At 67.7% G+C, this 17,017-nt stretch carries 17 protein-coding genes; 8 read left to right on the top strand and 9 right to left on the bottom strand.

Annotation, left to right across the window (positions count from 1 at the left end; genetic code table 11):
- Window positions 1–25: 25 nt before the first annotated feature.
- From Air01nite_RS17725 to Air01nite_RS17745, 5 genes are read right to left on the bottom strand one after another with little or no spacing between them, the layout of a single operon-like run.
- On the bottom strand, window positions 26–1,240 hold the full coding sequence (locus tag Air01nite_RS17725) for a glycoside hydrolase family 1 protein (protein WP_239090771.1): 1,215 nt from the start codon (window positions 1,238–1,240) through the stop codon (window positions 26–28).
- Window position 1,241: 1 nt separating this feature from the next.
- Window positions 1,242–2,510 carry an ABC transporter substrate-binding protein gene (locus Air01nite_RS17730; protein WP_203703643.1) on the bottom strand — a complete coding sequence of 423 codons (1,269 nt, stop codon included), beginning with the start codon at window positions 2,508–2,510 and terminating at the stop codon, window positions 1,242–1,244.
- Window positions 2,511–2,535: 25 nt separating this feature from the next.
- Complete coding sequence (locus tag Air01nite_RS17735; protein ID WP_203703645.1) at window positions 2,536–5,223, bottom strand: alpha-L-rhamnosidase; 2,688 nt, start codon at window positions 5,221–5,223, stop codon at window positions 2,536–2,538.
- A complete protein-coding gene (locus tag Air01nite_RS17740) occupies window positions 5,220–6,041 on the bottom strand; it encodes a carbohydrate ABC transporter permease (RefSeq protein ID WP_203703647.1) in 822 nt (273 codons plus the stop codon). Before Air01nite_RS17740 ends, Air01nite_RS17735 begins: the two co-directional genes overlap by 4 nt.
- On the bottom strand, window positions 6,038–6,868 hold the full coding sequence (locus Air01nite_RS17745; protein ID WP_239090772.1) for a carbohydrate ABC transporter permease: 831 nt from the start codon (window positions 6,866–6,868) through the stop codon (window positions 6,038–6,040). Before Air01nite_RS17745 ends, Air01nite_RS17740 begins: the two co-directional genes overlap by 4 nt.
- A gap of 383 nt (window positions 6,869–7,251) precedes the next feature.
- On the opposite strand from Air01nite_RS17745, the gene Air01nite_RS17750 reads away from it, so the two are divergent.
- Window positions 7,252–8,292, top strand: a complete 1,041-nt coding sequence (locus Air01nite_RS17750; RefSeq protein ID WP_203703651.1) for a LacI family DNA-binding transcriptional regulator — start codon at window positions 7,252–7,254, stop codon at window positions 8,290–8,292.
- 17 nt (window positions 8,293–8,309) lie between these two features.
- On the opposite strand, the gene Air01nite_RS17755 is transcribed toward Air01nite_RS17750, so the two are convergent.
- Entirely contained in the window at window positions 8,310–9,029 is a 720-nt protein-coding gene (locus Air01nite_RS17755) for a cyclophilin-like fold protein (protein WP_203703654.1), read from the bottom strand.
- A 101-nt stretch (window positions 9,030–9,130) separates the two neighbouring features.
- Between Air01nite_RS17755 and Air01nite_RS17760 the strand changes: the two genes are divergently transcribed.
- Complete coding sequence (locus tag Air01nite_RS17760) at window positions 9,131–10,012, top strand: helix-turn-helix transcriptional regulator (protein ID WP_203703656.1); 882 nt, start codon at window positions 9,131–9,133, stop codon at window positions 10,010–10,012.
- 204 nt (window positions 10,013–10,216) lie between these two features.
- The gene (locus Air01nite_RS17765; protein WP_203703658.1) at window positions 10,217–10,489 is read left to right on the top strand and encodes a Rossmann-fold NAD(P)-binding domain-containing protein; all 273 of its coding nucleotides are present in this window, start codon (window positions 10,217–10,219) and stop codon (window positions 10,487–10,489) included.
- Between the two features lie 782 nt (window positions 10,490–11,271).
- Here Air01nite_RS17765 and Air01nite_RS17770 read toward each other — a convergent pair.
- From Air01nite_RS17770 to Air01nite_RS17780, 3 genes are all read right to left on the bottom strand, one after another.
- A complete protein-coding gene (locus tag Air01nite_RS17770) occupies window positions 11,272–12,159 on the bottom strand; it encodes a GNAT family N-acetyltransferase (RefSeq protein WP_203703729.1) in 888 nt (295 codons plus the stop codon).
- 7 nt (window positions 12,160–12,166) lie between these two features.
- Window positions 12,167–12,562 carry a YciI family protein gene (locus tag Air01nite_RS17775; protein ID WP_203703659.1) on the bottom strand — a complete coding sequence of 132 codons (396 nt, stop codon included), beginning with the start codon at window positions 12,560–12,562 and terminating at the stop codon, window positions 12,167–12,169.
- A gap of 109 nt (window positions 12,563–12,671) precedes the next feature.
- Window positions 12,672–12,845 carry a hypothetical protein gene (locus Air01nite_RS17780; RefSeq protein ID WP_203703660.1) on the bottom strand — a complete coding sequence of 58 codons (174 nt, stop codon included), beginning with the start codon at window positions 12,843–12,845 and terminating at the stop codon, window positions 12,672–12,674.
- A gap of 162 nt (window positions 12,846–13,007) precedes the next feature.
- Between Air01nite_RS17780 and Air01nite_RS17785 the strand changes: the two genes are divergently transcribed.
- From Air01nite_RS17785 to Air01nite_RS17800, 5 genes are all read left to right on the top strand, one after another.
- A complete protein-coding gene (locus tag Air01nite_RS17785; RefSeq protein ID WP_203703730.1) occupies window positions 13,008–13,199 on the top strand; it encodes a hypothetical protein in 192 nt (63 codons plus the stop codon).
- Window positions 13,196–13,738, top strand: a complete 543-nt coding sequence (locus Air01nite_RS17790; RefSeq protein ID WP_308439971.1) for a response regulator — start codon at window positions 13,196–13,198, stop codon at window positions 13,736–13,738. Before Air01nite_RS17785 ends, Air01nite_RS17790 begins: the two co-directional genes overlap by 4 nt.
- A 23-nt stretch (window positions 13,739–13,761) precedes the next feature.
- Window positions 13,762–13,845 (top strand): hypothetical protein, encoded by an 84-nt coding sequence (locus tag Air01nite_RS41785; protein WP_308439972.1) that lies wholly within the window; start codon window positions 13,762–13,764, stop codon window positions 13,843–13,845.
- A gap of 188 nt (window positions 13,846–14,033) precedes the next feature.
- Window positions 14,034–14,777: an SAM-dependent methyltransferase gene (locus Air01nite_RS17795; protein ID WP_203703661.1), complete on the top strand. Its 744-nt coding sequence runs from the start codon at window positions 14,034–14,036 to the stop codon at window positions 14,775–14,777.
- A gap of 496 nt (window positions 14,778–15,273) precedes the next feature.
- Window positions 15,274–16,989: an AfsR/SARP family transcriptional regulator gene (locus tag Air01nite_RS17800; protein ID WP_203703662.1), complete on the top strand. Its 1,716-nt coding sequence runs from the start codon at window positions 15,274–15,276 to the stop codon at window positions 16,987–16,989.
- Window positions 16,990–17,017: the final 28 nt, after the last annotated feature.

Below are 17,017 nucleotides of genomic sequence, written 5' to 3' on the forward strand. Positions count from 1 at the left end.
TTCCTTGCCGGTCGGTTCTGAACAGTCAGGCGGTACTCGGCTCGCGCAGCGCGGCGAGCCGTCCGGTGGCCGCGACCCGAGCCAGCGCATAGGCGCTGGGCTTGGGCACGCGCGCGAAGTCGTCGGCCCTGTCAACGGCGACAAGGCCGAACGTGGGTCGGTAGCCCTCGCTCCACTCGAAGTTGTCGAAGGCGGACCAGTGCAGGTAGCCGCGGACGTCGACGCCTTCAGCAAGGGCTTGGGCGACGGCACGCAGATGACCCTCGATGTAGTCGATGCGTTCGCGGTCGTCGCCCGTGGCGATGCCGTTCTCCGTGACGAACAACGGCAGCCCGGTCCGCTTGGCGGCATGGTGGAGCACCTGCCGCAGCCCGTCGGGGTGGACCGCCCAGCCCATCTGGGTCAGCGCGAACTCCGGTGGTGGCGCGGCGAACCACGTCGGTGAGCCCGGGTCGACCCACTGCTTGCGGTAGTACTGGACTCCCAGCCAGTCACCAGTGAGCCCGTCGAGGTAGCGGTCGACGATCTCGTACTGCATGAGCTCGTGCAACGCGTGGCAGGCGGGGTCGTCGCGGATGGGCGCCAGCAGCGGCAGCTGCACGCACAGGCCGGGGCTTGCGGTAGGGGCCACCGCACGGATCGCGTTGACCGCTTCGTGGTGCGCGTCCACCAGTACGCCACCGACCCGCTTCCACAGCGCTGGGTTTGCGACGGCCGGCGGGTGGTAGCCCTCGAGATAGCCGTGCAGGGCCACCATCTGCGGCTCGTTGATGGTGCAGACGAAGGGCATGAGATCGCCGAGCGCCGCGGCGACCTCCCGGCAGTAGCGGCCGAACACCTCGACCGCGTCCGGTGCCAGCCACCCGCCCCGCGCGGCGAACCAGCGGGGCAGGGTGAAGTGATGCAGGGTCGCGAAGGGTGTCAGGCCGACGTCGAGCAGCGCCGTGAGGACGCGCCGGTAATGGGCCAGCGCAGCGACGCTGAACTCCCCCGCCGCCGGCTCGATCCGCGACCACTCCACCGAGAGCCGGTGGGTGTTGTGGCCCAGCGAGTGCAGCAGCACGAAATCCTCGGCGTACCGGTGGTAGTGGTCGATCGCGTCACCGGACGACTCGACCGCCGCCGATCCAGGATCGTGTTCGAAGTCCCACCAGTCGCAGTTGACGTTGCCACCCTCCACCTGGTGCGCCGCGGTCGCGGCGCCCCAGTGGAAGTCGGCGGGGAAGTCAGCGTCGCTCACGTCAGGAGCCGGCCTTGTAGTCGCTATCCATCGCGGCCAACACCTTGTCCGGTGTGGACTGTTTGCTGAAGATCTCCTGCAGGCCGCTGAGCATGGTCTGCTGGACCTTGGCGTTAGGCCAGAGCTGGTCCATGAACGGCACTGTGCGGTTCTTGTTGATGAAGTCCGCCAGCTCCGTCAGCGACGGGTCGAGGGCGAACCCGGTGTCGGCGAGGGCCGGCACGCCGCCCTGCTGCTTGACGTAGAGGTTCATGCCCTCGGGAGACATGACGAAGTTGACGAACTTGAGTGCCAGGTCTTTGTTCTTCGCCTTGGCGTTGACGCCGTACCCGGCGCCGGCGGCGGCGGGCATCACGAAGCTGGCCGGGTTGTCGGTGGCGGGCAGCGGCTTGATGGTGAACTTGCCGTTCGGGTTTTTCTTCTTGAGCAACGCGATTACCCAGTTGCCCTGCACGAGGCCCAAGGTCCTGCCGGTCGCGGCAAGCTCCTGGCTGGCCTCGTAGCTGGTGCCCAGCGGGTTCTTCTGGAAGCAGCCCGCCTTGTCCATGTCCTGGTACTTGGCCATCGCCGTGGTCCACGGCGAGTTGGCGAAGGTCGCCTGGCCGGCCTGCATCTTCTTGTCGAAGTCGCGGTCGTCGGCGTAGACGGTCGTGGCGACCAGAGCGTAGAGGACGAGTTGGGTGACCCAGTTGTCCTGGATGCCAAGTGCGAACGCCGGCGTGCCCTTGCCTGCCGCCGCCCGGCAGAAGTCGAGCAGCTGGGTCCACGTCTGCGGCGCGGTGAGGCCAGCCTTGCTCAGCGCCTCTTCGTTGTAGACCGCGCCGATCCCGTTGAGGCCGAAGATCGCGTTGTACGTCTTCCCGTCGTACTGCGCGACGCTCTTGACAGCGTCGGGGTACTTCGCGGCCCATGCCTGGTCGGATAGGTCCAGCAGATAGCCGGGCTTGGCCAGGACGTAGGTGGCGCCGGGGTTCCCGTTGCCGGGCCACACCGACAGCACATCCGGTGCGGTGCCCGACGCGAGCTGGGTGCGGATCTGCTGCTGGTACTGGTCAGCGCCGCTGGTCGTGAAGTTGACCTTGACTCCAGGGTTCTTCGCTTCGAAGGCCTTGATGACCTCTTCGACCGATCCCTGGTCGACGGAGGCGAGGGTCAGGGTGTTGTCCTGAGCCTTGTCGCCCGAGGCGGCGTTGGTGCCGCCACTACACGCGGCCGCCAGCGTGAGGGAGACTGTCGCCGCGGTCAGGGCCGCCAATTTCGATCTTTTCATCTGCTCTCCCGTTATGCCCGTTCACTCAGTGGTTGAGGGACTCGGCGCCCTGGTACGCGGCGCTGAAGGTGTAGCGCCCCGACGCCAACTGCACGGCTACTCCCGCGGCTGACGGCTGGACTGTGCGTACGCCCGGCTGGTCGGCGGCCGGGCGGCCGCCTTCCTTGACGGTGGCCGGGTCAGAGGTGGGAATTTCGAGGATTGCGGTGCTGCCAGGCGGGACCGCGACGGTCACCGTGATCCGGCCGTTCCTGGTCGACCAACCACAGGCGACCGTGCCGCGGACCGTCTCCTGCTGGGCGCGCGCCCAGCTGAGCCGGCCGCCGGGAAGGGGTCGCAACAACAGCTCCCGGTAGCCGACGGACGTGGATGTCTGGTCGATCCCGGCGACCCTGCCGTAGAGCCAGTCGCCGACGCTGCCGAGGCTGTAGTGGTTGAACGAGTTCATTGCCGGCGACTGGAAGCCCCCGTGCTGGGTCCAGCCGTCCCAGCGCTCCCAGATCGTCGTGGCGCCGTTCCGGATGGAGTAGCCCCAGCTGGGGAACTCCTCCTGGTGCAAAAGCGCGTACGCCAGGTCCGCCCGACCGTGGTCGGCCAGCACCGGGCACAACAAAGCCACTCCCAGAAAACCGGTGGTCAGCCGCATTTCGCGTTTCTCGATGTCGGCCGCGAGGTGGTCGACTGCGGCCCGGACGAGGTTCGCTGGGAGCAGGTCGAACGCGAGGGCGAGCAGATACCCGGTCTGGGTGCTGCCATCGACGGTCCCGTCGTCGCCGACGTAGGAGTCGATGAAAGCGGCGCGGATCGCGCCGCGCAGCCCGCGGTACTCGGTGGCGACGTCGTGATGTCCGAGCACCTCGGCCGCGTCCGCGACGATCTCAGCGCTGCGGGCGAAGTAGGCCGTCGACAGGACGTCGCGTGGTGTGGTCGCGTCGACCTGGAGCCAGTCGCCATACGAGTTGCCGGTGCGATGCCGCCAGCGCAGGTCCGGGTTGTGCCGCCGGATGTGGTCGACCCAGGCCACCATCGACGGAAACGAGCGTTCCAGCGCCACACGGTCGCCGTAGCAGCGCCACAGATGCCAGGGAATGATCACTCCGGCGTCGCCCCAGGCGGGTGCGGCCTCGCGGTCCAGGGCCATCACCGGTGCCACGTCGCGGAAGGCGCCGTCAGCGTCCTGCCCGTCGACGACGTCGCGCAGCCAGCGGGCGAAGAATCCGGAGACGTCGGCGTTGCGGCTGGCGGTGGGCGCGAAGATCTGGGCGTCGGCGAGCCAGCCGAGCCGCTCGTCGCGCTGCGGGCAGTCGCTCGGGACGGCCAGGAAGTTGCCGCGCTGCCCCCACGTGATGTTCGACTGGAGCTGGTTGACCAGGGAGTCCGAGCATTCGAAGGTGCCATCGAACGGGGTGTCGTTGTGCAGCACCCGGGCCACGACCTCGGGATCGCCCGCGAGGTTGTTGATCTCGACGTAGCGGAACCCGTGCACCGTGAACCGTGGTTCGAACACCTCCGTTCCACCGCCCGCGGCGACGTAGACGTCGGTCGCGTCGGCGCGCCGCAGGTTGTCGAGATACAGCTCCCCGTTGTCGAGCACCTCGGCGTGCCGGACGACGATCGCTTGTCCGGCGGCGGCGGCGCGGACGGTCAGCCTGATCCGGCCGACCAGGTTCTGTCCGAAGTCGACGATCGTGCGGCCCGAGGTCCGGTGATGGTTTGCGACCGGCCGGATCTCACGGGTGACACGGATCGGCTGATCCGGCTCCGCCACCAGCGGGCCAGGCTCGGTGTCGTCGACGATGACCGGGGCGAACCCGGTGTTCGACCCCGTCGGCGCGTCCCAGCCCGGGACGGCGTGGCGGGCGTCGACGTACTCTCCCATCAGCAGGTCCGCGGCACGGATCTCGCCGGGGCGCTCGACCCAGCCGGCGTCCGTGGCGATCACCTGTCGCGATCCGTCGGCGAAGTCGACGACGAGCTGGGCCAGGAAGCTCGGGTGATCGCCGTAGTGCTGGGCGGGGCGCCGCGCGTCGAACCCGACGTAGCCAGACCACCATCCGTCGGCCACGACCGCACCCAGGACGTTACGCCCGCCACGGAGCAGGTCGGTCACGTCGTAGGTCTGGTACTGGATCCGGTGGTGGTACTCGGTCCAGCCAGGTGACAGTTCCAGGTCGCCGACCCGCCCGCCGTTGAGCCGGGGCTCGTAGACGCCACGGGCGGTGGCGTAGAGGCGGCCGCGGACCGGGACACTGTCGAGGTCGAACTCGCGGCGCAGCTGCAACGGCGGACGGCTTGGCTCGTCGTCGTCGGTGGGCGGGTCGACCTGCGGCAGCCGGGCCGGATCGCGGCCGATCCACACAGCGCTCCAGTCGCCCCGGTGCAGCAGACCCGTCTCGAACCAGCTCTGCGCCGACGCCGGGCCTTCCCCACGCTCGTCCCAGATCTCGACGCGCCAGTGGTAGCGGGTCGCTGACTGCAGGGCCGGCCCGTCCCAGGTCGCCTCGAGGTCCTCCCCCGTGCGCCGGCCGGTGTCCCAGAGCAACCGGCGCGGGTCGTCGAGGTCGCTCGGGTGAGCGGCAACGGTGAGCCGGTAGGCGCCTTGGGCCGCGGCGCGCCGGTCGGCGCGCAGCTTCCAGGACAGCCGCGGATAGGCGGCGTCCAGTCCGAGCGGTTCAGCGCGGTGTTCGGTCCGCAGACCGTAGGGGTGCGTCATCCCTTGAGCCCTCCGGCGAAGCCGTTGATGATGCTGCGTTGCAGCGCGAAGTAGACGATCAAGATCGGGATCATGCTGATCAGCAGCGCGGCGAAGATCAGGTTCCAGTCGGAGACGTACTGGCCGACGAAGCCGGAGATGGCCACCGGGACGGTCTGCTGCGTGCTGCCCGACAGGTACAGCAGTGGCGTGAAGAAGTCGTTCCAGATGCTGACCGCGTTGAGCACGATGGCGGTGACGGTGATCGGCTTGAGCATCGGGAAAACGACGTGGCGGAAGCACTCCCAGGACGTGCAGCCGTCGATCGACGCGGCGTCCTCGAAGTCGCGTGGCAGGGCGCGTAGAAAGCCGATGTACAGGAACGTCGTGAACGGCACCTGCAGGCCCGAATAGAACAGAACCAGCGCCCACGCACTGCCGAGCAGACCGAGATCACGCATCGTCTGGTAGAGCGGGAGCGCGGCGAGCTGGAAGGGCAGCATCAGCCCCAGCATGATCAGGAGGAAGACACCGCGGGACCAGCGCGCGGTGACCCGCGCGAGGGGGTACGCGGCCAGCGACGAGATCGCGACGACGATCAGGACGCTGACGACGGTGACCAGGGCGCTGTTGGACAGCGCGCCGCCGAGCGCGCCCTGCTGCCAGGCCTGGGTGAAGTTGTCGAGGGTCGGTGCCAGCGTCGGCCGCAGCGGTGACGACGTGTCCGAGGGTGGGCGGACGGCGAGGTTGACCAACACGTACACCGGGAAGGCCACGACGAGGGCGATGCCGATCATGACCAGTTCGAGGCCGAACGTTCGCCGGGTGTAGCGGTTCATGAGGCCGCCCTTTCGTTGCGCGCCAGGACGAAGTACTGGCTTGTGGAGGCGACCGCGACGACGACGGTGAGGACGACTGCGAGGGCGATGCTGTAGCCGAACTCGCCGAGGGTGAAGGCGTCCTTGTAGATGAGGGTGGACAGGGTGTCGGTGGCGTGGCCGGGTCCGCCGCCGGTCAGCGCGTAGACCTGGTCGAAGAGCTTGATGCCGCCGATGATCGAGAGCATCAGGTTGATCGTGAACGCGGGTGCGAGCAGCGGGCGGGTGACCGACCAGAAGCGACGGACGGGTCCGGTGCCGTCGATGGCCGCAGCGTCGTAGATGTCCTTCGGGATCGACTGCATGCCGGCCAGGAAGATGACCATGGAGTAGCCGCCGAACTGCCAGACGATCACGCCGACGATCGACCACAGGGCAAGGTCCGGGTCGCCGAGCCAGTTCTGCTGCCAGGAGTCCAGGCCGACCGCACCGAGCAGGCTGTTGACCGCGCCGTCCGGGGCCAGCAGGTTGCGCCACAGGTACGCGGTGACGATCGGAGTGATCACCGCGGGTGCGAACAGGAAGACCCGGAGCAGGTTCCGGGACTTGATCATCGTGTTGACGCCGAGCGCGAGCGCGAGCCCGAAGCCGTTCTGGATGATCGTGATCGAGACGGCGATCAGCAGGGTGTGCCAGATCGCCTGCCGGGCGTCGGGGTCCCGGGTCATCTCGACGAAGTTGTCGAGCCCGACGAAGGAGAAGCTCGGGTCCAGGCCGTCCCAGTCGGTGAAGGCGTAGTAGACGCCGCGGGCACTGGGCACCAGGACAACGAACGCGAACAGGACCATGGCCGGCGCGACGAACCACCAGGGTGGGCCGCTGCGCGGACGGCGTGACGGAGTCGCGGCCGGCCCCGGTTGCGCGGTCCGGACAAGCGCATCGGCTCCTCGGACAAGTTCATTGGAACGTTTCATATGGAACGCCAGCCAATCCCTCGGTTCGCAACCCGGAGTCCCCCCTGCTTCGGCTACCTGGTAGCGGCTCCAGCAGCGGGCGTAAGGATCAACCACTGTCGTGGGTAACGTTGCCCAAATGTTTCGCCCGACCCTAGAAGTTCACCGGAACGACGTCAAGGGTCTTGTCCAGCACTGCCTTGCTCCGTAACCTCACGCGGACAGCCGCCGACGCGTCTTGCACTCGGCAACGTTTTCCACATCGTGCGGAGGTGGCCATGACGCGGCCGGTCCAGCAACGACGGGTCACGATCGTCGATGTCGCCCGGCACGCTCAGGTCTCGACCACCGCGGTGTCGAAGGTCCTCCGCAACGCATACGGCACCAGCCCCGCGATGCGCGACAAGGTCCACCAGGCGATCGCCGACCTCGGCTACCGGCCCTCCGCCGCCGCCCGCGGGCTCCGCGGCCAGACCTACACACTCGGCGTGATGGTCCCGGACATCGCCAACCCGTTCTTTCCCGAGGTGCTCAACGGCGTGACCAACCGGCTGAACGACAGCGATTACCAGGTCCTCCTCGCGCCGGGCTGCGCCGGCGAGAAGGCTGAGGCGAAGACGATCGACTCGATGATCGACCGCAGCATGGACGGCATCATCCTGATCGCACCGGTATCACCACGCGCCCATCTCGAGCATGTCGCCGGCATCGTTCCAACCGTCATCGTCGGCCGGCACGCTCGCAGCACCATCTTCGACACCGTCGCCGACGACGACATTGCCGGCGCCGCCCTCGTGGTCGACCACCTCGTCAGCCTCGGGCATCGGCGGATCGCGCACATCGAGCACCTGGAGACCGAGCCGTCCTGCATCGAGGAGATGCCCAACATGGTCCGCGCCGAGGGCTACCGGCTCGCGATGCGCCGCCACGGTCTCGAGGACCAGATCGACATCGTCTCGACGACCTACACCCAGGCCGGCGGCTACACCGGCGCGCGCGAGCTGCTCGACCGGCCACGGCGACCGACGGCCATCTTCGCCGGCGCCGACATCGCCGCCATGGGCGCCTTGGAGGCCATCTCCCAGGCAGGCCTGTCCGTGCCAGACGACATCTCCGTCGCCGGATATGACAACACCACGTTCGCGGCCTTCAGTCAGGTCTCCCTGACCAGCGTCGACCAGGCCGGCTGGCAGATCGGCGCCGACGCCGCCCGGCTGCTGGTCGAGCGGATAGCCCACCGCGAACGCCGTTCATCCCAGATCAAGCTCTCCCCCACCCTCGTGGTCCGCGGCACGACCGGGCCACCACCGGCACGCTAACTGGCTAGCCGATACCGTTACCGCAGAGCTCTGCCCGTCGAATCGCATCGCTCGGCGACCGCCTGCTCGATTCTTTGGTCCCGAATGCCAAGGCCACGGCCTGTCCGCCTTCGTTCTTCCCGTTCCGCTGCTACCGCAGTGGTGCAGCGGCCCGTACCAGCGTCGCTCGCGATGGTGCCCTGGTGTCCTGGTGAAGGGGACTGCCGCAGTCCGGCGTGCTGATCGAGCTCGGGTTCGGCGGCCCCGGCGACCTGGACCGTGACCTGCCCACCGGCGTCGGCAAGCTGATCGATACCGGCGTCGAGGACGCCGAGGAGGGCAAGGCCCGGGTCAGGCACCGTCTGGCCGAGGTCGTCGTAATAGAAGGCGATCACGTCCGTCGTAGGCCAGAAGTAGATCTCTCCCGGCTTGGGATCGTGGATCGTCCTGACGTCCTCGACCGACAACGGCCTTGGCAGTCTCCCGGACTTTGCCTGCCCCCACACGTCCTTCAGCTGAACGGTCAGCGGCAGCATCGCAGCGAACTCCCGTGCAGCCGGGGTGTCGGTCAACGTCGCAGTGAGTACGTGGTCACCAAAACGCAGCACCACCGCGACCCGGCCGGCGGCGCCCGGCTCCGCCGACGGTCGTCCGACCCCGACAACGTCAGGGCCGACCGGGACTGAGCAACCAGCCAGGACGGCAACCGCCATCAGGGCAGCTGTGCGGCGGATCCACCAGGAGACGGTCGAGATCATGGATGCAGCACACCGAGCCGCGACATCGCGAGGAAGTCACTGACAATGGGTGTACTCGCAGTACATCCCATCTACCCGCGGCCCGACGTACCGTCGGAGTCGTGGACAACCGAGTCGAGGTGCGGGAGTTCCTCACCTCACGCCGCGCAAAGATCACTCCGGAGCAGGCCGGCCTCCCCGCCGCTGGGCAACGTCGCGTCCCCGGGCTACGACGCAGCGAGGTCGCGGCGCTGGCGGGAATGAGTGTGGAGTACTACGCCAAGCTCGAACGCGGCTTCCTCGCCGGCGTCTCCGCCGGCGTCCTCGACGCGGTCGCCCGCACCCTGCGGCTCGACGACGCCGAACGGGCCCACCTGTTGCGCCTGGCCCACGAGGCCGACGGCAGCAGCGCCGTCGCGCGCCCTGGCCGCCATCCGAAGCAGTGGACGATTCGCCCAGGATTGCAATGGTCACTCGACGCCATCACCGCACCGGCCGGCGTCGGAAACGACCGGCTGGACCTGCTCGCCGTCAACCACCTGGGCCGCGCGTTGTTCAGCGACCTCTACACCGACCCGCACCGTCCACCCAACTTCGCCCGATACACCTTCCTCGACAGCGCAGCTCGCCAGTTCTACCCCGATTGGGAGCTGGCCGCCGACACTACGGTCGCGAACCTGCGCACCGCCTCCGGCAAAGACCCTTACGACAAGGGTCTCCACGACCTCGTCGGTGAGCTGTCGACGCGCAGCGACGACTTCCGCCGTCGCTGGGGCGCCCACAACGTGCGCACCCACGGCTCCGGCGTCAAGCACTTCCACCACCGCATCGTCGGTGACCTCACCCTGGCCTACGAAAGCCTGGACCTGCGAGCCGAGCCGGGCCTGACCATGACCATATTCTCGCCTGAGCCCGACTCACCGACCGCCCAGGCCCTTACGCTCCTCGCCTCCTGGGCCGCCACCTCCAACACCTCCGACATCTCCAACGAGGTCTCCGCATGACTACGATTGCCCTCGTCGGAGCAGGTCCCGGGCTCGGCGCCGCCGCCGCGCGGGCGTTCGGTGCCCGCGGTTTCAGCATCGCTCTGATCGCCCGCAACTCGGAGCGCCTCGACAAGCTCACCCTCGGCCTTGCTGACCGAGGACTGACCGCACGCGGCTGTCCATCAGGTGTTGCCCGAGATGCGGCAACTCGGACGAGGGACGGTGTTGTTCGTGAACGGCGGTAGCGGCGCCCGACCCAACCCTAAGGTCGCCGGAACGTCGGTCGCTTTCGCAGGCGAAGGTGCGCTCGCCAGGATGCTGCACGAGGTTCTCCGCGACGAGAACATCCATGTCGCACAACTGATCGTCCCTGGCGCGATCACCCGCGGCCACCCCACGCACGACCCGGACGCGCTGGCCGCCACTCTCTGGCAGATGCACACCGACCGCGAAGACTTCCGCGTATTTGCCGAGCCGATGGACATCCCCACCTGACCACGACCCCGAACGTGGCACGTACCCGCAGGCCGGACGCGGCTATCGGTTCACCCACGCTCGGTGAAGTCAAGGCATCGTCGTGGCGACAGTTGCCGTCGGGCTCTCGTTCGCACTACGCGCTCGGGAACCCAACACGCCGCCTTAAAAGCCTGACCGCGACGATGAGGTGCCTCAGCACCTCGCAAACGCGGAGCCCGGATCGGTGCCGTATCTAGGAAGTCGAGCTGACACCAGTCGTTCGGCGCCTGCGCCCGACGCGTCGGCGAAATCCCCCGGCTGGAGCAAGCGACCCTTCTGCGGTGGTTCGAGTTCGTGAGCCGCGCGAAGTTGACCGTCGACGCCGCTTGAAGGCGCTGTCGCCGCAAAGCGTCTGAGTTACGTCGCCAGGCGACTGCCCGGCGGCCCTCACGAGCCATACGGTTAGGCGTGCGCCTGGTGGGTGCTCAAGGGCCGGAAGCGATAGTAATCCCGGATCGGCTGGAGCCGGTGCGGCGCGCGACAGCCGGTAAGGGCCCAGGCAACGCGGGCCTGCGATTTTGCAGAGGGTGCCACCTTTGCCGCGCCGGACCCGACCACCGCCCTACCAGCTCGGCTCTCTATCCAGCACGCCGCGCAGATTGACCATCCTGCAGCGCTTGCTTTCGGGGCCTTGGCGCTGGTTCGGCGCTGCGTTCACTATGGACCCTCGTCGGTCCGGCCAGCCCGGGCGGACGGCCGGTCGGCGGAGCCACCTGCTCGTTCGACCGACGGCGGCTGCCACGGTTATGCACAGAAAGGCATCATCGGTTACCTATGGACGAGACGCTAAGGTGCTTCTCGAAGCAGAGCTGGTTGTACGGTGAGCTGAGGTAGGCCGGGATCTCCTGGTATCCGGACCCGCGGTACAACGCGATAGCTTCGCCGAGGCTGCGGTGGGTGCCTAACCGGAGGGTGCCTATGCCGTGCGTGGCCGCGTCGGCCTCGATGCCTTTCAGCAGGCGCCGGCCGAGACCGAGGCCGCGGCTAGCTGGGTGGGTCCACAAGTGACGGACTTCGGCGATGCCGGGTGCCAGTCTGACCCACATGCCGCAGCCGACTGGTCGGTCCTGCTCGCAGGCGAGAATGAGGGTCTCGTCGAGATCGTCGGGCCGCGTCAATGTGGACTCGTCGTAGCCCTCAGGAAATCGCTCGACCAGCTCTGCAGCGTACTGGCGCAGGCACTGACGCGCTCGCGCATCGTCAGCGGGAGCGGGGGCGATTGTGATGGTGGCCAACCGCAGGAGCCGCTGGACCTGACGTTGCGCAGCCACCAGCTCGTCCTGCTGATTGGGACTGAGACCGGCGAGTAGAGCGGCGACTGCGGCCCGGCAACGCTTGTCGAGGGCGGCTCGTTCCTGGAGGCCCGCGTCGGTGAGTTGCACAATTCCGGCCCGCCCGTCGGCAGGGTCCGGTGCGATGCGCACCATGTCCTGCTTCTCGAGAGTCCGCAGCAGGCGGCTCAGGTATCCGGAGTCGAGGCCGAGGCGGTCACGCAGATCCCGCACGCCGACACGGCCACGGATCTCCCAGAGCAGCCGGGCCTGCCCTAACGGCCGGTCGAGGCCGAGGTACTGGTCGGTTAGTAGCCCCAGCAGCTCGCTGTAGTACTGGTTGAACTCCTGCACCCGTTCGATCACGTCGGTTCCCACGCCGCTGCTATTTCTGACCCGGGTCAGAAAATTTGGGCCCGAAGTGTAGTTCGCCGGTCGTCGAAACCCGACGAATCTCGCACTTCGCCCCGGGTATCGACGGCAGCCTCCTGGCCCACTCGACGGCCTCGTCGCGTGAAGACACATCGAGCATCCAAAAGCCCTCAAACAGTTCCGGCGTCTTCCCGTACGGCCCGTCGGTCACGACTCGCGTGCCGCCGCCGAGGTCGACCACCGCGCCATCTGCTGGGTCGCCCAAGACTTCGGCCGCGACCATGACACCTGCGCGGATCATCTCTCGGTTGACCCTTCCCACGGAGGCGAGCATCTCGTCGAGTGGGGTTTGGACCATCGTCTGGCGGGTCTGGTCGGTGCCACGCAGGATGAGCAAGTATCTCGCCAATGTCTTCTCCCTCTCGACGTCACGGCTGTTCGAACTCGATGACGTGCCCTGCCCTGACTCTTCGCGATGCACATCGCCCGGTCGGCGTTGTGCAGGACGTCTGACGACGTCAGGCGGCCGCCGAATCCGTGATCGCCAGACCCGAACTCGCGCTGACCCACAGGTCCGCACCGCACCGGATGACGGCGCGTGGCAACGCGAGCGGCGTCAGAGCCACCATCAGCCGCAACGGCATCCCCAGCCGATAACGAAGCCGCGCTTTCGGATCGGTCCTCGAGTTCATGAATAGACGGTAGGAAGCCGCCCGCTCCGGCACATCCGCCCGCAAGCGTCACCCTCCTGAGCGGCCGTCGCTTGAAAGCGACATCACCGACGCTCGTCGACGTACGCGGGAAGGCGTTTCTGCTCATACGGTTCGAACAAGCGACGACAGAAGGGACACGACATGACGGCAGTAGGCAAGCGAAGCACCGCGCTGGTCGTCGATGTCGGCCTGAGCGCTCTGATCGTCGAGGCCCGAGTCCAGTGTGGACGTCAACTGGTGGTGGTTGACATTCAGGACGGTTCCCTCAACGTCTACGCCGGCCCGCGCGGATGGCCGATTCGTGCGACCCTTTCGGCGAGGTCCGCGACGTGATCCGACTGCTTGTCGTCGACGACCAGGAGCTCGTCCGGGCTGGCCTTCGGGCACTCGTCGAGAACACCGACGACATCACCGTGGCTGGTGAAGCCAGGCACGGCCGCGAAGCACTGACACAGGGACGCAGGCTGCGACCTGACTTGTTCCTGATGGACCTGAAGATGCCGGTCATGGACGGAATCGCCGCCACGGCCGCGATCCGGACCGATCCAACGCTGCGAGACACCCCGGTCCTCATCCTCACGACCTTCGACGATCAGGACGATGTCCTCGGCGCCGTACGCGCGGGAGCGACCGGCTACCTCCTTAAAGACATGGAGGCGGACGCGCTCCGCGCGGCCGTCCGGACCGCCGCCGCGGGTGAGTCGCCTGTCACGCCGTCCGTGGCAAAGCAGATGATGACCCAGCTCGCCCGCCTCTCGTCGCGCCCAAACCGCAGCCAGGAACTGGCTAGCCTCACCGATCGGGAGCGAGATATCCTCGCGCACGTCGGCCGCGGTCTGTCCAACGAGGAAATTGGACGCGCATTTTCTTGAGCCCCGACACCGCGCGTACCTATGTGGGTCGCCTGTTGACCAAGCTCGCGGCACGTAATCGGGCCCAGCTGGTCGTGCTGGCACATCGCGCGGGGCTGGTGGACTAACTGCGCGGATTGGCGAACAGCCGCGTCGCGTCGTCAGGGTACGGGCGGAGCTCACCTCGTCCCGCCTGTCAGAAGCGGCGGGAGCTGCGTGTGTCCCGCTCTGCACAGGTGGATGGCCCGAAATGCAGACCCGCCTCGATCGCCTTTGGACGTACACGCCCGTCGCGGCCCGATGTTTGACTTGCCTGATGGATCGTCAACTGCTCAGCAGCATCGCGCACACCCACCATCCGATCGCGGCTCCGATTTCCGAGGTGAACGTCAATAGGCTCCTGCACCGCACTAACCGGGACCCGGCGGCGCGTGTTCTCGATCTCGGCTGTGGTGAGTGTGCGTGGGCGTTGCAGGCGCTGGCCCACTTCCCCAGCGCGCATGCTGACGGGGTCGACGTCAGCCGGTACGCCCTTGGCCGAGCCCGCGCCGCCGCAGCCGAACGCGGCCTCGCCGACCGGCTGACGCTGCACGAACGCGACGCGCGCGAATTTGTGTCAGACCGCGCCTACGACTTGGTGCTCTGCGTCGGGTCGACGCATGCCTTCGGGGGATTCGCCGGAACACTAGAGATGGCTGACCGATACGTTCGTTCCGATGGCGTCCTGTTGATCGGCGAGAGCTTCTGGCAGGTTCCGCCGACGCGAGCCGCCTTGACGGCGCTGAACGCCAACGAACAGGACTACACCGACCTCGCCGGCCTGATCGACCTGGCCGAAAAGGTCGGCTGGAGTCCGGAGTACGCGCATGTCTCCGACGCCGCCGAGTGGGATGACTACGAATGGTCCTGGACCGGCTCGCTCACGAGCTGGGCTCTCGACAACCCCGGCCATCGCCACTCGGCAAAGGCCCTGGCTGTCGCCCGGGAACACCGCGATGGCTGGCTGCGGGGGTACCGCGGCGTCCTGGGCTTCGTGACCTTGGTGCTGCGCCGCGGATGACATCGCCGCGAGTGCTCAGGTTGTCACAGCGAAGGGGATCCGACGAGCTATGCGCTCGCCGCTCTCGGCGACTTCTTCACGGGCTGATCGATCCAGCGCCGCCCGGCGTCGCTCGTCGACGTAGGCAACTCTGAAACCTGTCGCTCACAAGCGACAGCGACGTATGTCTCCTCGCCGATAAATTCGGCGAACGCAACGAGTCACCGATTCACGCGTACTCGAATCATGCTGGCTAGCTTCACGACCGCAGGCGATGCGTTTGGCGAGCCAGCTCAGGTGCGCACGATGCCCGGCGTCCTGGCCGTGCGGGTCCTGACGTCATTCCGGACGCCACACCGGTTCCCCGTTCCCGGTGTGGCGTCCCCTGCGCACCGGGGTTTGCGCGAGCAGTCGAGAGCACCCGCGAGGAAACTTCATGCGATTCAGGATCTTGGGTTCGGTTCAGGCAGCGATCGGCGATCAGCCGCTCCACCTAGCCAGACGCCAGGTGCGGTTGATGCTGGGGTTGCTCCTGCTGGAGCCTGGACAACCCGTCGCGGTCAGGCGGCTGGCGGACCTGTTGAGTGGCGATCGGCCTCCGCAGAATCCTCGAGCGGTCGTCCAGACCACGGCCGCGCGGCTGCGCCGCGCGCTGGCGCCCGGCGGGTCCGCGGTCCGGCTGATCAGGCTTGGCGAGGGTTACGCGCTGCGAACCGACCCGAACAACGTTGACGCGTACCGGTTCCGCGAACTGCTTAACCGCGCTCGCGCCGAGCCCGATCCGGAAGGTCGTGCCCGGCTGAGTCGTCAAGCGCTCGGACTGTGGCGCGGTGAGCCGCTCGGAGACGTCGCGTCCGACGAGCTACGAAATCGGACGGCAGGGTTCCTGGTGGAGAGCCATCGGCAGTTGATCGAGCTGCGAATCGCGGCGGAGTTGGAGCTCGGCCGTCATGAGGAGCTGGCGGTCGAACTGAGCCGGCTGATCGAGCTCCATCCGTGCGACGAGCAATTGACACGCCACCTCATGGTGGCGCACTACCTCGGTGGTCGTCGCCAGGACGCGCTGAACGCCTACCGTCGCCACCGGAACACGATGACCCAGGAGCTGGGCCTGGATCCTGGTGCGGAACTACGGGAACTGGAGAGCGCGATTCTCCGCGGGGACCAGTTGGCCTCTCTGCCAACCGTCGTGTCCCCCGCGGACCTGTCCGAACCGTCTCGCCCGGCCGAGGATGTGCGACAGTCACGCCGCACCATCCGGGCATTGCCCGCCGTGACCGCGGACTTCGTTGGGCGGGAGGCCGAGACGAGGAGCCTCTGCGAACGGGTCGCCGGCGCCCCCGGCGTCCAGGTGTTGGCGATCAGCGGCGTGCCCGGCGTCGGCAAGAGCGCCTTCGCCCTGCGGGTGGCTCATCTGCTCGCGCCGCGGTTCCCACGAACCCAGCTCTACCTGGATCTCCTCGGGGACGCCAGGCCGCTATCCAGCATGGCAGCGCTTGGTCGACTCCTGCGCATGCTGGGTGTGCCTAGTGCGGACATCCCCGCCGAGCAGGGCGAACGGGCCGCGATGTATCGGGCTGAGGTCGCTGACGGCGGCTGCCTGCTGGTGCTCGACAATGCGTCGGCGGCGGCCCAGGTGCGCCCGCTTCTGCCGGGCTCCGGTGCCGTCGTCGTGGTGAGCAGCCGCCGAATGCTGACGAACTTGGACGGCGCCCACCAGCAACGCTTATCACCGTTGACCGCGCCGGAGGGGGTCCGGCTGCTGGCCGGCATCGTCGGCCAACACCGTGTCGAGTGTTCCCAGGACTCCGCGCGCGCGGTGGTCGAACGATGCGGCCTGCTCCCGCTCGCGATTCGGCTCTTTGGCGCCCGGCTCGCCGAGCGGGTGCATCTCACGCTGGCCGAGGCGAGTGAGCAGCTTGCCGAGGCGGACGATCGGCTCGACCTGCTTCGACACGCGGACCGCGATGTCCGGACCGGCCTTCTGTCCACACTGCGGACGGTCGATCCCACGGCTCAGCTACTACTGCGCACCATGGCCGCGCTGGACGTGGAACGTTTCCCGGCCGCGCTCCTGCGCACGCTTTCCGCGGCGGAGGGAGCGGCCGTCGACGCGGCCATCGCCGAGCTCGTCGAGGCGAACTTGGTCGAGCCTGACGGAAGGGACCCGTTCGGCGAGTTCTCGTACCGCCTCCACGAGCTCGTTCGGCTGGTCGCGCTGGAGCCCCGCTAGTCGGTGGAAGTCAGACGGAACGCGAGTG

The sequence above is a fragment of the Asanoa iriomotensis genome (genome assembly GCF_016862515.1).
Taxonomy (GTDB): domain Bacteria; phylum Actinomycetota; class Actinomycetes; order Mycobacteriales; family Micromonosporaceae; genus Asanoa; species Asanoa iriomotensis.

What these genes read in the sequence shown, in the direction of transcription:
- Air01nite_RS17800 (WP_203703662.1), top strand. Translation starts at nt 15,274, where the DNA reads ATGCTGGGGTTGCTCCTGCTGGAGCCTGGACAACCCGTCGCGGTCAGG.
- Air01nite_RS17795 (WP_203703661.1), top strand. Translation starts at nt 14,034, where the DNA reads ATGGATCGTCAACTGCTCAGCAGCATCGCGCACACCCACCATCCGATC.
- Air01nite_RS17735 (WP_203703645.1), bottom strand. Translation starts at nt 5,223, where the DNA reads ATGACGCACCCCTACGGTCTGCGGACCGAACACCGCGCTGAACCGCTC.
- Air01nite_RS17730 (WP_203703643.1), bottom strand. Translation starts at nt 2,510, where the DNA reads ATGAAAAGATCGAAATTGGCGGCCCTGACCGCGGCGACAGTCTCCCTC.
- Air01nite_RS17740 (WP_203703647.1), bottom strand. Translation starts at nt 6,041, where the DNA reads ATGAACCGCTACACCCGGCGAACGTTCGGCCTCGAACTGGTCATGATC.
- Air01nite_RS17755 (WP_203703654.1), bottom strand. Translation starts at nt 9,029, where the DNA reads ATGATCTCGACCGTCTCCTGGTGGATCCGCCGCACAGCTGCCCTGATG.
- Air01nite_RS17780 (WP_203703660.1), bottom strand. Translation starts at nt 12,845, where the DNA reads ATGAACTCGAGGACCGATCCGAAAGCGCGGCTTCGTTATCGGCTGGGG.
- Air01nite_RS17785 (WP_203703730.1), top strand. Translation starts at nt 13,008, where the DNA reads ATGACGGCAGTAGGCAAGCGAAGCACCGCGCTGGTCGTCGATGTCGGC.
- Air01nite_RS17745 (WP_239090772.1), bottom strand. Translation starts at nt 6,868, where the DNA reads ATGGTCCTGTTCGCGTTCGTTGTCCTGGTGCCCAGTGCCCGCGGCGTC.
- Air01nite_RS17750 (WP_203703651.1), top strand. Translation starts at nt 7,252, where the DNA reads ATGACGCGGCCGGTCCAGCAACGACGGGTCACGATCGTCGATGTCGCC.